This window comes from Micromonospora sp. C95, from assembly GCF_018070465.1.
GTDB lineage: Bacteria > Actinomycetota > Actinomycetes > Mycobacteriales > Micromonosporaceae > Micromonospora.
Map to the genome: position 1 here is coordinate 16,741 of NZ_JAGPXT010000013.1, position 14,061 is coordinate 30,801.

Below are 14,061 nucleotides of genomic sequence, written 5' to 3' on the forward strand. Positions count from 1 at the left end.
CCCGGGAATCGGGCGCGTTCTCGTCCGGGTGCCCGTCGCGGTGCAGCCGCGTCGCCAGGGAGTGCCCGTCAAGGGCCGCAGCGTCAGAGCACCCGCAGGTCGGTGCAGAACCAGTTGCCGCACCGTTGCTCCAGGCGCAGCGCCATCGCCCAGCTGAGACCGCCGGCACCGGTGAGCACGGCGGCGGCCTCGATGGCGGTGGGCCGAGGCTCACAGACGCGCAGCCGGCGCAGCCGCACCCCAGCGCGCGCCGAGCGCCGCCGAACCGGTGCCCCGCGAGCGGTGGCGCGGGCCAGCTCGGGCAGCAGCACCGCGACCCGAGCCGGGTCGAGTTGACGCCGGAGCTGCACCGGCGGTCGGAACCCGTTGAACACCTCCAGGCAGGTGGCGACGAAGCGGTGGGCAACCCGGGTTGCCCCGGGCGTGGCCGTGGTCAGCGCCTCGGGCGGTAGCCGCCGGGCCGGCTCGCGGCCGGACCACGTCGCACCTGATCCGCCGGGCCGCCCGGCCGCACCCGACCACGGCACGCCCGGGGCGACCGGTCGGCTGCCGGAGCGCGAGGCCCCCCACAGCATCGGCGGCCGGTCCGGGCCACGGCCGCCAGGCCCTTGGCGGCCGGTGGCGAAGAGGTCGAGGGCTAGCTGGCCGTCGGCCGGGCGGGGCCAACCGGCGAAGTCCTCGTCGACGGAGGGCGGCTCGAAGGCGGGCGCCGGTCGCAGCCGCACGGGCGGCCGCGCCGGCACAGGTCGCCGAAGGTCGGTCATGGCGTTGCCCCCAACCATCAAAGCTTGCGTTTGCCTTCGTTTGCTTCCGACAGCTTCGATTGTCGGGCACGGTAGAGTCGACGGTCAATGCCGTGACAGGTCCTACCGCTCCTCGGGATCGCGTTCCGCCAACGGGTTGCCGCGTACCCACTCGGCGGTCTCGTCGTACTTGCGCTGGATGTACTCCTCCAGGCGGGCCCGTTCCACCCGCCACTGCCCCCGACCGCCGATCTTGATCGCGGGCAGCTCGCCGCTGCGTACCATGTGGTAGACCTGCGAATCCGACACGTTCAGCTCGGTGGCCACGTCGGACAGCAGCAGGAACCTCGGTTCCACCGAAACTCCCCTGGTTGACGTCGTTCGCCTCAGTTTGCCACCGACGGTCGACCGCCGACCAATCCGTCGCCCGCCCGGCGGGACACACCGGCCCATCGCCGGAACTTCCACGAGGGCGATGGGAGGTGTATGACGGTCAGGGCGAACGGCAGGGCCGTACGCCGAACCGGCGGTCTCGCCGCCGGACGGAGCAGAGCGGGGGAGAAAACGGTGACCGAGGAGCTTGTCCGGGTCTACGTGCCGGCGACAGTGCCGATGCTGACCAGGCTGCCGGAGCACGGCCTAGCCGCGCCGCAGGCGCACGCGGTGACCCCGACGCTGCGCGAGTGGTACGCGGAAGGCGACGAGGAGGAGCTGGAATACGTCGCCTTCACCCGCGCCGCCCAGGACGCGCTGCAACTGATCCGGCACGACCCGGCCGCGCCGCGCCGACGGGTGGTGGTTTCGGCGGACCTGCCCGCGACGGCGATCGGTCGGGGTGACGGTGAACTCGGCTCAAGCGTGGTGGAGTTGCAGGCCCCGGTGCCGGTCACGGCCGTCGCGGCCGTGCACGTGGACGGGGTGGACGCCGCCACCGACGTGGCCGCCGCCGTCGAGGTGGTCTTGGAGGCGTTGGCCGGCGACCCGGACGCCCAGTTCACCGTCGACGGTGCCGAGGACCATGAACTGGAGTGGTACGACCCCAGCGAACTGGAGTCGCTGCTGCGCGCCACCGCCACGGAAGGCTGACCGCCGTCCGGGTCACCGGTCGTCGACTACGCCTCGTCGTCGGCCGGGGCGCCGAGCGTGCGGCCGAAACTGACCACGGCGGTCAGCGCTCCGACGAACAGCACCCAGATGGCGTTGTCCACCCGCGAGGTACCGAGTGAGGTCTGCGCCACCGCATCCGCCTCGCTGAGCGCGGCGGCCAGGTCGATAAGCGAACGCCCACCGATCCGGATGATCACCTCGGTGAGCAGGAGCAGGAGCCCCGGTCCCGCGCCCGCCACCAGGTACGCCGGCCAGCGCGGTCCAGCCGCGCCACCGTCACGTACGGCTCGTCGCCGGGCCCAGCCGAGGTAGCCGAAGGCCAACGCCCCGGCGATGAGCCCGGCCAACAGGGACTCTGTCCGGGAGACCCAGCTGGCCGCGTTGACGAGCGACTGCTGACTGTCGCCGGCACCGAAGAGGTTGAACAGCGGATCCCGGGTCACGCTGAAGGCCACCACGAAGACCAGGGTGCCCAGCGCGGCGGCGGCCACGGCACCCACCACGGCACCGTTACGGGCCCCGGCGAGCGCGCCACCGATGACGCCCGCGGCGGCCGTGGTGCCGGCGATCGTGCGGGTGGTGACGTCACCGGCGTAGGTGAGATCGATCGCGAGCGCGGCGAGCAGCCCGACCAGCAGCCCGGCGCCGATCGCCACCGCGAAGCGCAGGGTCACCCGCTCGGTCCGGCGGGCCACCGGCTCGCCGGCGGCCAGCCCGACGGCGGCGCCGGCCACCAGCGCGGCCGAGATCACTCCGGGCAGCGCGAAGGCGGAGAGACTGACTGCAGTGACCCCGGCGGTCGCCGAACTGATCGCCTCTCGGGTCGACCAGAGCATCGCGGCCAGCCATCCGGTCGCCAGCAAGGCCAGCGCGGTCGTTGCCGGTGCGGGGGCCGGGCGTCCGGCGTCGATGTGGTCACCAGCGCGCGGGTCGGGGGCGTCGGAGCGCTCGCCGGCGTCCGGGTCGGGGGCCTCGGACCGGTCGCTCGGGTCCGGGTCGGCGGGGTGGGACTGGTCGGGCGCAGCGGCGGTCGGGCCACCGGGCTCGTTGCTCAATCGTCTTCCCTCCGCCGCCGGGCCCGACCGGGCCGCAACCGTCACCGGCAACCCAGCGTACGCGGCCGGGACGCAGGTGAGACCGAAGCCCACGCAGCCTGCAATTCTTCGGTCAGGTGTCGCATCGAGGCACGAATCGGTTCCGGTGAAGGTGAAACACCTCGTGATCAATGGTCCACGCGCGCCCGGGGTGTCATCGACCGATGCTGGACGTGGGAGGATTGGCCCGGGTCCCGCCAGCGCGGGGCCGGTTTCGCCATCGCCGCCGAGATCGCCAGGAGCCCAGATGGACGCCGTGTTCTCCGTACCCGAGCCGCGTAACGAGCCGGTGCGCAGCTACCAGCCGGGCAGCACCGACCGAGAACGGCTCCAGCGGCGGCTCACCGAGCTGGCCGCGGAGCGCATCGACCTGCCGATGACCATCGCGGGCGAACAGCGGATGGCCGGCGGCGAGCCGATCCAGGTGGTGCAGCCGCACCGGCACGCGCACGTGCTCGGAGTCACCGGCCACGCCACCCATGACGACGCGCGAGCGGCGGTCAAGGCCGCCAAGGACGCCGCACCGGGTTGGCGCGCGCTGCCCTTCGAGGAGCGCGCCGCGATCTTCCTGCGCGCCGCCGAGCTGCTCGCCGGACCATGGCGGGACACCCTCAACGCGGCCACCATGCTCGGCCAGTCGAAGACGGCCATCCAGGCCGAGATCGACTCGGCCTGCGAGTTCATCGACTTCCTGCGGTTCAACGTGCACTTCGCCCGCAAGCTGCTGGCCGAGCAGCCGATGTCGTCGCCCGGGGTGTGGAACCGCTTCGACCACCGGCCGCTTGAGGGATTCGTCTACGCGGTCACCCCGTTCAACTTCACCGCCATCGCCGGCAACCTGCCCTCGGCCCCGGCCCTGCTCGGCAACACGGTGGTATGGAAGCCGGGCCCGACCCAGCAGTTCGCCGCACACTTCACCATGCGCCTGTTCGAGGCGGCCGGCCTGCCGCCCGGTGTGATCAACATGGTGACCGGTCGAGGTGAGGAGGTCTCCGATGTGGTGCTGGCCGATCCCGACCTCGCCGGCATCCACTTCACCGGGTCCACCAAGGTCTTCCAGCACCTGTGGCGCACCGTCGGAGAGAACATCGCCGGCTACCGGGGCTACCCCAGGCTGGTCGGCGAGACCGGGGGCAAGGACTTCGTGGTCGCGCACGCCAGCGCCGACGTCGACGCGCTGCACACGGCGCTGATCCGGGGTGCCTTCGAGTACCAGGGGCAGAAGTGCTCGGCGGCCTCCCGCGCGTACGTCCCGCGCTCGCTTTGGGAGGGTGGCCTGCGGGACCGGCTGGCCGCGACCGCCGACGGACTGGCCTACGGCGACCCGACCGACTTCCGCAACTTCGGCGGCGCGGTGATCGACGACAAGGCGTACTCCCGGCACACCGCCGCACTGGAGCTGATCACCTCCGACGCCAGCTGCCGGATCATCGCCGGTGGCACCGCCGACGATTCGGTCGGCTGGTTCGTCCGACCGACGATCTTCGAATGCGCAGATTCGGCACACGAGACCTTCACCACCGAGTACTTCGGCCCGATCCTCGGCGTGCACGTCTTCGACGACGCCCGCTTCGACGAGGTGGTCACGCAGGCCGAGGCCATCGCACCGTACGCACTCACCGGGTCGATCTTCGCCACCGACCGGCGGGTGGTCGACGCGGTGGCCGAGAAGATGCGGTACGCGGCCGGCAACTTCTACATCAACGACAAGCCGACCGGTGCCGTGGTCGGGCAGCAGCCGTTCGGCGGTGCCCGGGCCAGCGGCACCAACGACAAGGCCGGATCCTGGCACAACCTGGTCCGCTGGATGTCCCCCCGGACGATCAAGGAAACTTTCGTCCCCCCGACCGACCACACCTACCCTCACATGGGCTGACGATGTAACGAAGGGCCCTCAACCGACGCCTCGTGTGTGGAGAGGGCCCTTCCGCACGCTGGGCGGATCGCCGGTCGAGGACGACCGGAGGCGGCAGGTGGCCGGCTCCGGTGGACGGTCGCGCGCCGACAGTGCACATAGGAAACCCCAATCGGTGGCGAAAAGGGGAAATCCTGGACGCTGGCCCGGCAAAGTGGCAGCGTAAGGGGCATGGCGGAATCCGGAGTGAACCCCACGGCGGCGGCCCTTCTCGGGCTGCTCCATGAGGGCCCCATGACAGGTGGCCAACTGATGGCCGCCGCCGAGCGCCGGCTGGCGCCGTACTGGTCGATGACCCGCAGCCAGGTCTACCGCGAGTTGCCGGTGCTGGCCGAGCGAGGTTTCGTCCGATTGGGTAAACCCGGACCGCGGATGAGTCAGCCGTACGCGATCACCGCAGCCGGAAAACGGACATTTTCCCGATGGCTGGCCGAGGATCCGGGGCGGGACACCATCCGCAATCCGATCGCCCTGCGCATCGCCTTCGGGAACCTGCACTCCCCGAGCCAGCTCAAGAACCTCCAGGCCGCAGCCAACGAGTACCACACCGACGCCCTGGCCCGGGTCCGCGAGCAGGTCAAGAATGCCAAGAAGGAAGGCGACACGTACGACGCCAGCGCGCTGGAGTTCGCCGTGGCGTACCACCGCGCCGCCCTGTCCTGGCTCAAGAGCGCCGCCGCCAGCTGAACCCGACGCCGGCTCGCCTGCTCGTCCGGGCTGCGCTGGTTGGCTCGGACTGTGGGGCTCGCAAGCTCACTCCTCGTCCGAGCAGGTCTGTTTTGGCTCGGACTGCGGGGCTCGCAAGCTCACTCCTCGTCCGAGCAGTACCCTTGTCTGTCGTGACTGCTGCCGACTTCGCCGAACAGCTCAAGGAACTCGACGCCACCCTGCGCAACATCGAGGCGGTGCTCGACCTCGACCGTCTCCGCGCGGACAAGGCCCGCCTGGAGCAGGAGGCGTCCGCCCCGGATCTCTGGGACGACCAGGCCCGCGCCCAGCAGGTGACCTCGCAGCTGTCGTACGTCAACGGCGAGATCGACAAGCTCGGCAGCCTGCGGTCGCGGCTGGACGACGCGCACGTCCTGCTGGAACTCGCCGAGGCGGAGTCCGACTCGGGCGTGCTCACCGAGGTCGAGTCCGAGATCACCGGGCTGACCAAGGCCATCCAGGAGATGGAGGTCCGCACGCTGCTGTCCGGCGAGTACGACTCCCGGGAGGCGCTGGTGGCCATCCGGGCCGGTGCCGGCGGCGTGGACGCGGCCGACTTCGCCGAGATGCTGCTGCGGATGTACCTCCGCTGGGCCGAGCGGCACGGCTACCCGACCGAGGTCTACGAAACCTCGTACGCCGAGGAGGCCGGCCTGAAATCGGCCACCTTCACGGTCAAGGTCCCGTACGCGTACGGCACGCTCAGCGTGGAGTCCGGCACCCACCGGCTGGTGCGGATCAGCCCGTTCGACAACCAGGGGCGGCGGCAGACCAGCTTCGCCGGGGTCGAGGTGCTGCCGGTGGTCGAGCAGACCGACCACATCGACATCCCCGAGAACGAGATGCGGATCGACGTCTACCGCTCCTCGGGCCCCGGCGGGCAGAGCGTCAACACCACCGACTCGGCGGTACGGATCACCCACGTTCCCACCGGCATCGTGGTGACCTGCCAGAATGAAAAGTCCCAGCTGCAAAACAAGGCCTCCGCGCTGCGGGTGCTCCAGGCCCGGCTGCTGGAGCGCAAGCGCCAGGAGGAACAGGCCAAGCTCCAGGGGCTCAAGACCGACGCCGCCGGGTCGTGGGGCGACCAGATGCGCTCGTACGTGCTGCATCCCTATCAGATGGTGAAGGATCTGCGGACCGAGCAGGAGACCGGCAACCCCGGTTCGGTCTTCGACGGCGACCTGGACTCCTTCATCGAGGCGGGTATCCGGTGGCGCAAGCAGCAGCAACTGGCCGGCGACCGTGCGTGATCGATCGTGGGCGGAGCGCGCCGTCGATCTCCACCTGACGTGCTGATTTGATGACTTGCCCCGCAACGGCGGGGCGTGGGACTTGGCACCGCAGTTACACGGCGTAGACTCACCACCCGTGATTCAGCTTGAGCAAGTGACGAAGACGTACCCGAAGGCGTCGCGGCCTTCGCTCGACAACGTGTCCGTGTCGATCGACAAGGGCGAGTTCGTCTTCTTCATCGGCCCATCCGGCTCCGGCAAGTCCACCATCGTCAAGATGCTGCTGCACGAGGTGGTCCCCAACAAGGGGCGCGTCGTCGTCAACGGCAAGGACGTCACGTCGATGCGGTCCTGGAAGCGCCCGCACTTCCGCCGCTCGATCGGCTGCGTCTTCCAGGACTTCCGGCTGCTGCCCAACCGCACCGCGTACGAGAACGTGGCGTTCGCGCTGGAGGTGATCGGCAAGACCAAGGCGGTGGCCCGCCGGGTCGTGCCGGAGGTGCTGGAACTGGTCGGCCTCGGCGGCAAGGAGCACCGCTACCCGCACGAGCTCTCCGGTGGTGAGCAGCAGCGTGTGGCGGTGGCCCGGGCGTTCGTGAACCGTCCGCTGATCCTGCTGGCGGACGAGCCGACCGGAAACCTGGACCCGGACACCTCCATCGAGATCATGCGCCTGCTGGACCGGATCAACCGCACCGGCACCACCGTCGTGATGGTCACGCACGACTCCAACATCGTGAACCAGATGCGCCGCCGCGTCATCGAGATCGAGAGCGGCCGCATCGTTCGCGACCAGGCCCGCGGCGTCTACGGGTGACGGCACCTACCCACCACACCCCGATCTGACGACGAACACCTCACGCCGGAGAGCCGGAGGAATCCCGATGCGGATGAAATACGTCATGTCCGAGGTACTGGTCGGACTGTGGCGCAACGTGACCATGACCATTGCGATGATCATCACGATGGCGGTCTCGCTGACCATGCTCGGCGCCAGCGGCCTGATCTACACCAAGGTCGCCGACATGAAGCAGCTGTACTTCGAGAACATCGAGGTCTCGATCTTCCTGGACGCCGAGGTGACGGAGGAGCAGCGCAGCGCGATCGCTACGCAGTTGGACTCCGACCCGCTGATCTCACAGGTCACCTACGTCAACAAGGACGAGGCCTTCCAGCGCTTCCAGGAGATGTTCCGGGACTCGCCGGACCTGCTCAGCGCGGTCAAGGCCGACCAGCTTCCGGAGTCGTACCGGCTCAAGCTGGTCAACCCGGAGGAGTACAAGACCATCTCCGACCAGTACACCGCGGTCGAGGGGGTCGACCAGGTGGTCGACCAGAGTCAGGTGCTCGACAAGATCTTCAACCTCTTCACCGCCGGGCAGAACATCGCGCTCGTCGCCGCGATCGCGATGGCGGTCGCCGCGCTGCTGCTGGTCGCCAACACCATCCAGGTCGCCGCGTACAGCAAGCGGCGTGAGGTCGCGGTCATGAAGCTGGTCGGCGCGTCGAACTGGTTCATCCAGGCGCCGTTCGTGCTGGAGGCGGTGGTCGCCGGTCTGATCGGCTCGGTCCTGGGCCTCGGTGCCCTGATCGCCCTCAAGATATTCCTCTTCGACGGTGCGCTCAGCGCTCTCCAAGGTCTTTTCGCGCCGGTGAGTTGGGGCGAGGTGTTCCTGACCTTCCCGGTGATGGCCGGCGTCGGTGGTCTGATCAGCGCGGTCACCGCCTGGGTCACGCTCCGCTTCTACCTGCGGGTCTAGTTGTCGCCCGAGGGCCCTCCCACGCCGGAATAAACGGCGCGGGAGGGCCCTTGTCGTTCGGGTAGCATGATCTCCGCTCGGCGGCCGGCCAGGTCGGCCACGGGCGGCAACGAAAGGGAGGTGGCGCGGCGATGCCACGGGAGAAGGGGCGCAAGGTCGTCGCCTCCAACAAGAAGGCGCGTCACGACTACGCCATCCTCGACACGTACGAGGCGGGCATGGCGTTGACCGGCACCGAAGTCAAGTCGTTGCGGGCCGGACGAGCCTCACTTGTCGACGCGTTCGCTCAGGAACGCGACGGCGAGCTCTACCTGCACAGCATGCACATCCCCGAGTACGTGCAGGGCACCTGGACCAACCACGAGCCCCGGCGCACCCGGAAACTGCTGCTCAAGCGGCTGGAGATCGACCGGCTGATCGGCAAGCTGCGGGAGAGCGGGCTGACCCTGGTGCCGCTCCAGGTCTACTTCTCCGACGGCTGGGCCAAGGTGGAGATCGGCCTGGCCAAGGGCAAGAAGGCGTACGACAAGCGCCAGGATCTTGCCAAGCGGGACGCCGACCGGGAGATCCAGCGGGCGGTGGGCCGGCGCGGCAAGGGCATGACTGACTGATTTGTCCGGTTCGTTCCGCCCGGTGCGTCGCTCCGGGCTCGGGATGAATCCGGTTGCGGCAGGCGTTACGCTTGTCGGAGCCGCCGGAGATCGGCGGCCTGTCGAGGGGGTGACTGGTTTCGACTTCGTACGTTGCGGCAGGGGAAGCGAGCCGAGGAAGCCGACGTCGTCTCGAGAATCGTTCGTCGGAAACCAATAAGCGCCAAGAGCAATCGCGCTGACTTCGCTCTCGCCGCCTGAGGCGAGTAGCAAGTCTGTCGGCCTGGGAGCGCCTTCGACCCAGTTAGCCGGCATCAGCTAGAAGGCTGGCCAACCGGACCCGGTCGCGGGGTCCGTGCGGCGAGATCAATCAGCGACTGGGCCCGTCACACCGACTCGCTCGCGTGATCGGAGGGGCCGAGTAGAGGCACAGCGAGCTGCGCTCGGAGAAGCCCTGACAAGGCGGCGAAGGACCCGGGTTCGATTCCCGGCACCTCCACCAGTCGACTGCGCGCCCCGGTCACCCGACCGGGGCGCGCAGTCGTTCCCGCCTGCCGGTCCTGACGGCTCAGGGGGCGTCGGACCGGGGTGGCACCGTCTGCCCACCCGCGCCGGCCAGGTTGTCCAGTGCCGGGAACCAGCCGCAGTGCCGCGCCGTCAGACCGGTATGCGCCGCACACTCGCCCTTGTGGGCCTGCCACTGCTGATGGCGGCCGCCGGTTGCGCCCCGGCGGGCAGCGAACCGACAGGTCCGGGCATCCCGAGCGACCGGCACGAGGCGTTCGAGCAGCGCGCGACGGCGGTCGCGCAGGCGTGGCGCCCGGGTACGGCGTGGGACACCGGCTACGTGCCACTCCAGGAGCCCACGGTGCTCGTCGGTGAGCCCGCGTTCACCGAGGAGACAAAGCTCGCCTTCCACGCCGGCTGGTACCGGCAGCAGGTGCCGTTGCCGGCCGGGCGGCCGGACCAGGGCGCCATCCGGTTCCCGGACGGGGAGCTGCGCGTACAACTGATCAGCGCGGCGGAGGCGTACCGGCAGATCGACCAGGGGGATCCGCCGCCCTGTCCCGGGCGGCCGAAGGACCCGGGCACGCCGCCGCCGGCCAACCCGCCGGACGGGCCGGACGCCCCGGTGAGCAGCGGCCCACAGGCCGCCTGTATCCCGCTCACCGTCACCGGCGTCGAGCTGGGTGCTGCGCCGGTGCGCACCAGCCGGGGCGAGGCGCGGGTGCCGGCGTGGCTGTTCACCGTCGAGGAGATCAATGCCGTGGTGGCCCGGCTCGCGGTCGCCCCCGAAGCCGTCGGTGCGCCGCCCGAGCCGGTCGCGCCGTCCGCACCCCCGCCGCAGAACCTGGTCAGCGCGCAGGACGTCGAGTCCGCGGAGGGCACGACGGTGAACTTCCGGCTCGGTGTCGGTAGTTGCGACACCGGGATCACCCCACTGGTGCAGGAGCACGACCATCTCGTCGTGGTCGGTGGCACGGTGGTGCGGGGCACCGGCGTCTGCGACGACATGCTCAGGCTGGAGCCGGTGACGGTGACGCTGCGGGCCCCGTTGGCAGACCGACCGGTCCTCGACGTGGTCAGCGCGACGCCGCTGCGCTTCACAGCTGGCTGACACTCAGAGGATCGGCGGCACGTCGGTGCGGATCGGCACCGGCAGCACCGTCGGCCCGTCGGCCCGCAGCGCCGTGGCCAGCGCCTCGCCGAGCTGGTCAGGATCGTCGACGACGGTGGTGGCGCACCCGTAGCCGCGGGCGATCGCCGTGACGTCGATGCCGGGCAGGTCCAGCCCGGGTACGCCCGGCGTCTGCTTGAGTTCCGCGAACGCCTTGAGGATCGCGTACTGCTGGTTGACCGGCACGACGACGACCAACGGCAACCGCAACTGGCTGGCGGTCCAGAGCGCCTGGACCGAGTAGTGGAACGAACCGTCGCCGATCACCGCGATCACCGGCCGGTGTCGGCCGGTGTCCCGCTGCGCCAGCGCGATGCCGACGGCCGCCGGTAGGCCGTAGCCGAGACCACCGCTGGCCATCGTGAAGTAAGACCCGGGAGTGTCGAACCGCAGTCGGCGACGCAGCGCCGACAGGTTCGACGGAGACTCCTGCACCAGCACCCCATCGGTGGGCCAGTGCCGAGCCAACGCGGCGAAGAGTCCGTCGGCGCTGAGCGGAGACGAATCCTCCACCGGCGCCGGTACGGGCCGGGCGGGTGGTGGTGGCCGGTCGGCCGGTGGCATCAGGTCGGCCAGCGCGGCGAGGGTGAGGCCGGCGTCACCGAGGAGGCTGTCGCCGACCGGGGCCCGGGCCGCCTCCTCGGGATCGTCGGTGACGTGCAGCAGTCGGGCGCCGTCCGGCAGCGTCTCACCGGGCACGTGCGGGTAGTACCGGAACACCGGGGCACCGACCACCAGCACGGTGTCGTGCCCCCGTAGCTGCTCGGCCAACGGGCCGATCGCGAAGGGCAGCACGCCCCGGAAGTGCGGATGATTCTCCGGGAAGGCGGTCCGCTCCGGTGCGGGCGCCGACCAGACCGGGGCGATCAGCCGCTCTGCGAGGGCGATACCGGCCTCCCAGGCACCGGCCCGGTCCACGGCGGCCCCGAACACCAGGGCCGGTGACCGACTCGTCGCCAGTGCCGCGGCGAACTGACGTAGCCGCTCGGGATCGGGCGCGAACCGGGTGGCCACCGTGCGGATCTGCGGCGGCGGGTCGGCAGGCTGGGCCCAGTCGTCGAGCGGCAGGGAGAGGAAGACGGGCCCGGTCGGTGGTTGGATCGCAGTCGCGTACGCCCGCATGAGCGCGGCGGGGACGTCCTGGGCCCGGACCGGCTCGTGGGCCCACTTGACGTAGGGCTGGGGCAGTTCGGTGGGATGGCGGGCGGTGAGCCGGGGTTCGAGCAGCAGCATCTCCCGGGTCTGCTGTCCGGCGGTGACGATCAGCGGGGTCCGGTTGTGCCAGGCGGTGACGATGTTGCCCATGGCGTTGCCGGTGCCCGGTGCCGTGTGCAGGTTGACGTGTGCCGGTGCCCTGGTGACCTGCGCGTAGCCGTCGGCCATGCCTACCGCCGACGCCTCGTGCAGGGCGAGCACGTAGTGGAAGTCGTCGGGGAAGGCGTGTAGAAACGGCTCCTCGGTGGAGCCGGGGTTGCCGAAGACGGTGGTCATGCCCAGGGCCCGGAGCAGGTCGTAGGTGGTGTCGCGGACCGTTGCCATCGCTTCTGAATGTATCGGGGTGACTCGGGAGTAAAGGGCATTTCGCCATGGCTCCGGCATGAGCTTGCTACCGCACCGACCACCGTCGCCTCAGGTGGTGACGCGATGCCCGGCCCAGTCGACCGTCTGTCGATCACCCGACCGTCAGACCTTCGCCTGGATCGGGAGCGCAAGCTATGGTGCCAGGCATGGCGATGACAGCGCGGATGTCACCGGTTGGGCCCACCCTCGATGAGTGTCACCGGTTCCGCCTCCCCGTGCACGACTGACGGGTACGCGTGATGCAGGGAGAGGGGCAGGCGATCGGCGGGCAGGCGACGGAGTCGATGACCGGGAAGCTGCTGGTGGCGACGCCGGGGCTGAAGGACCCGAACTTCGACCGTACCGTCGTGCTGCTGGTCGCGCACGAGCCCGGCGGAGCGCTCGGTGTGGTGCTCAACCGGGCCACCGAGGTGCCGGTGGCGGACGTGCTGCGCGACTGGGGCGACCTGGCCCGCCACCCGGCGGTGCTGTTCGAGGGGGGTCCCGTGCAGCCCGACTCCGCGATCTGCCTGGCCCGGATGCGGTCGCCGGTGCGCCGCCTCAAAGGCTTCCACCAGGTCTCCGGCGCGGTGGGCACGCTCGACCTGTCGGTCGACCCGCAGCGGCTACGGGAGAACGTGCAGAGCATCCGGGTCTTCGCCGGGTACGCGGGCTGGGGCACCGGCCAGCTGGAGCAGGAGATCGAGGACGGCTCCTGGTTCGTGCTCGACGCGCTGCCCGGTGACGCTTTCGTCGACCGGCCCGACGACCTGTGGCCGATGGTGCTGCGCCGCCAGGGCGGCATGATGGCCGCGGTCGCGCACTTCCCACCGGACGTGGCGCTGAACTGACCGGCGTCGGCGGGCACCCCCGCGAGATGACCATGCCGACGGGCGTGTGTATAGTTCTTCCAGTGCCTGGGCGACCGGGTGCGACGACAAGGGGCCGTGGCGCAGCTGGTAGCGCACCACACTGGCAGTGTGGGGGTCAGGGGTTCGAGTCCCCTCGGCTCCACCCTTAAGTAGCAGGTCAAGGGCTTGTTCACCAAACAATGGTGGGCGAGCCCTTGATCATTTGACCCCCATTCGACCCCGGACAGGGACCCACGACCCGGCAGAAGCAATCATGTGACGGCTGCCACATCGTCTGCCCTGGGTGGATCATGGGGTGGACGGGATGGCACGACGCCCAGCCCGCTACAGAGTGGTGACCTTCGGTTCTCGATGGCCCGAGGCCGTAGCTGGCCCTCCTCGGCCCGGCCGCAGGGCTTCTTTGGGCGGCGTCGGGTGCGAGTATGGCGATGCGCTTGTGCGGCGGGAGCTACTTTTCTGACGCCAGATGGTGATTAGTTGATAGAGAGCCAGGCGGTCCGGGTGGCGGGGGAGGGATATTGTGTCGAGTGGACAGCGGAGCCAGCCACGCCGAGGTCGGGCGTGTGCATTTTGTGGCCTCACCGGATCGCTCAGTAAAGAGCACATCTGGCCTCGGTGGATGCACCGGCATCTGGAGACTCCGAATGCCACCCGCTACGTACACCATGCCGGCTTTCGGTGAACTGCTGTCGATGCTTTCACCGAGGATCCGACTGTAGTGACTGAACGGCAAGGTTCTGTCCTGACGTTGGTTGCGCGAGAGGTCTGTCAGGGCTGCAAACAACGGGTGGATGAGTCA

General features: G+C 69.8%; 13 protein-coding genes, 1 tRNA gene and 1 other RNA gene. 11 read left to right on the top strand and 4 right to left on the bottom strand.

Annotated elements, in window-relative coordinates:
* Positions 1–83 precede the first annotated feature (83 nt).
* Together KBX00_RS16695 and KBX00_RS16700 are read right to left on the bottom strand one after the other, a co-directional pair.
* Positions 84–764, bottom strand: a complete 681-nt coding sequence (locus tag KBX00_RS16695) for an Rv3235 family protein (RefSeq protein WP_210827986.1) — start codon at positions 762–764, stop codon at positions 84–86.
* 102 nt (positions 765–866) lie between these two features.
* Entirely contained in the window at positions 867–1,100 is a 234-nt protein-coding gene (locus KBX00_RS16700) for a helix-turn-helix domain-containing protein (RefSeq protein ID WP_210827988.1), read from the bottom strand.
* A gap of 210 nt (positions 1,101–1,310) precedes the next feature.
* Between KBX00_RS16700 and KBX00_RS16705 the strand changes: the two genes are divergently transcribed.
* Positions 1,311–1,829, top strand: coding sequence for a hypothetical protein (locus KBX00_RS16705; protein ID WP_210827989.1), 519 nt, complete (start codon positions 1,311–1,313; stop codon positions 1,827–1,829).
* 26 nt (positions 1,830–1,855) lie between these two features.
* Here KBX00_RS16705 and KBX00_RS16710 read toward each other — a convergent pair whose 3' ends face one another.
* Entirely contained in the window at positions 1,856–2,905 is a 1,050-nt protein-coding gene (locus KBX00_RS16710) for a hypothetical protein (RefSeq protein ID WP_210827991.1), read from the bottom strand.
* A gap of 286 nt (positions 2,906–3,191) precedes the next feature.
* On the opposite strand from KBX00_RS16710, the gene pruA reads away from it, so the two are divergent.
* From pruA to KBX00_RS16750, 8 genes are all read left to right on the top strand, one after another.
* Positions 3,192–4,820 carry an L-glutamate gamma-semialdehyde dehydrogenase gene (gene pruA, locus KBX00_RS16715; RefSeq protein WP_210827993.1) on the top strand — a complete coding sequence of 543 codons (1,629 nt, stop codon included), beginning with the start codon at positions 3,192–3,194 and terminating at the stop codon, positions 4,818–4,820.
* A gap of 210 nt (positions 4,821–5,030) precedes the next feature.
* Positions 5,031–5,546, top strand: coding sequence for a PadR family transcriptional regulator (locus KBX00_RS16720; protein ID WP_210828001.1), 516 nt, complete (start codon positions 5,031–5,033; stop codon positions 5,544–5,546).
* Between the two features lie 152 nt (positions 5,547–5,698).
* Positions 5,699–6,820: a peptide chain release factor 2 gene (gene prfB / locus KBX00_RS16725; protein ID WP_210828003.1), complete on the top strand. Its 1,122-nt coding sequence runs from the start codon at positions 5,699–5,701 to the stop codon at positions 6,818–6,820.
* Positions 6,821–6,938: 118 nt separating this feature from the next.
* Positions 6,939–7,619 (top strand): cell division ATP-binding protein FtsE, encoded by a 681-nt coding sequence (ftsE, locus tag KBX00_RS16730; RefSeq protein ID WP_093406596.1) that lies wholly within the window; start codon positions 6,939–6,941, stop codon positions 7,617–7,619.
* A gap of 67 nt (positions 7,620–7,686) precedes the next feature.
* Complete coding sequence (gene ftsX, locus KBX00_RS16735; protein WP_210828012.1) at positions 7,687–8,562, top strand: permease-like cell division protein FtsX; 876 nt, start codon at positions 7,687–7,689, stop codon at positions 8,560–8,562.
* A 131-nt stretch (positions 8,563–8,693) separates the two neighbouring features.
* A complete protein-coding gene (smpB, locus tag KBX00_RS16740) occupies positions 8,694–9,173 on the top strand; it encodes an SsrA-binding protein SmpB (protein WP_210828014.1) in 480 nt (159 codons plus the stop codon).
* A 105-nt stretch (positions 9,174–9,278) separates the two neighbouring features.
* Positions 9,279–9,654: a transfer-messenger RNA gene (gene ssrA, locus KBX00_RS16745) on the top strand.
* 165 nt (positions 9,655–9,819) lie between these two features.
* Positions 9,820–10,770, top strand: coding sequence for a hypothetical protein (locus KBX00_RS16750; protein ID WP_210828192.1), 951 nt, complete (start codon positions 9,820–9,822; stop codon positions 10,768–10,770).
* Positions 10,771–10,773: 3 nt separating this feature from the next.
* On the opposite strand, the gene mdlC is transcribed toward KBX00_RS16750, so the two are convergent.
* Entirely contained in the window at positions 10,774–12,369 is a 1,596-nt protein-coding gene (gene mdlC / locus KBX00_RS16755) for a benzoylformate decarboxylase (protein ID WP_210828015.1), read from the bottom strand.
* A gap of 281 nt (positions 12,370–12,650) precedes the next feature.
* On the opposite strand from mdlC, the gene KBX00_RS16760 reads away from it, so the two are divergent.
* Entirely contained in the window at positions 12,651–13,241 is a 591-nt protein-coding gene (locus tag KBX00_RS16760) for a YqgE/AlgH family protein (RefSeq protein ID WP_210828017.1), read from the top strand.
* A gap of 90 nt (positions 13,242–13,331) precedes the next feature.
* Positions 13,332–13,404 (top strand) — tRNA-Ala (locus KBX00_RS16765).
* The last annotated feature ends 657 nt before the right edge of the window (positions 13,405–14,061 follow it).

Coding starts and splice junctions, on each gene's coding strand:
- KBX00_RS16695 (WP_210827986.1), bottom strand. CDS start 764: ATGACCGACCTTCGGCGACCTGTGCCGGCGCGGCCGCCCGTGCGGCTG.
- pruA (WP_210827993.1), top strand. CDS start 3,192: ATGGACGCCGTGTTCTCCGTACCCGAGCCGCGTAACGAGCCGGTGCGC.
- KBX00_RS16720 (WP_210828001.1), top strand. CDS start 5,031: ATGGCGGAATCCGGAGTGAACCCCACGGCGGCGGCCCTTCTCGGGCTG.
- ftsX (WP_210828012.1), top strand. CDS start 7,687: ATGCGGATGAAATACGTCATGTCCGAGGTACTGGTCGGACTGTGGCGC.
- smpB (WP_210828014.1), top strand. CDS start 8,694: ATGCCACGGGAGAAGGGGCGCAAGGTCGTCGCCTCCAACAAGAAGGCG.
- KBX00_RS16750 (WP_210828192.1), top strand. CDS start 9,820: ATGCGCCGCACACTCGCCCTTGTGGGCCTGCCACTGCTGATGGCGGCC.
- mdlC (WP_210828015.1), bottom strand. CDS start 12,369: ATGGCAACGGTCCGCGACACCACCTACGACCTGCTCCGGGCCCTGGGC.
- KBX00_RS16760 (WP_210828017.1), top strand. CDS start 12,651: ATGCAGGGAGAGGGGCAGGCGATCGGCGGGCAGGCGACGGAGTCGATG.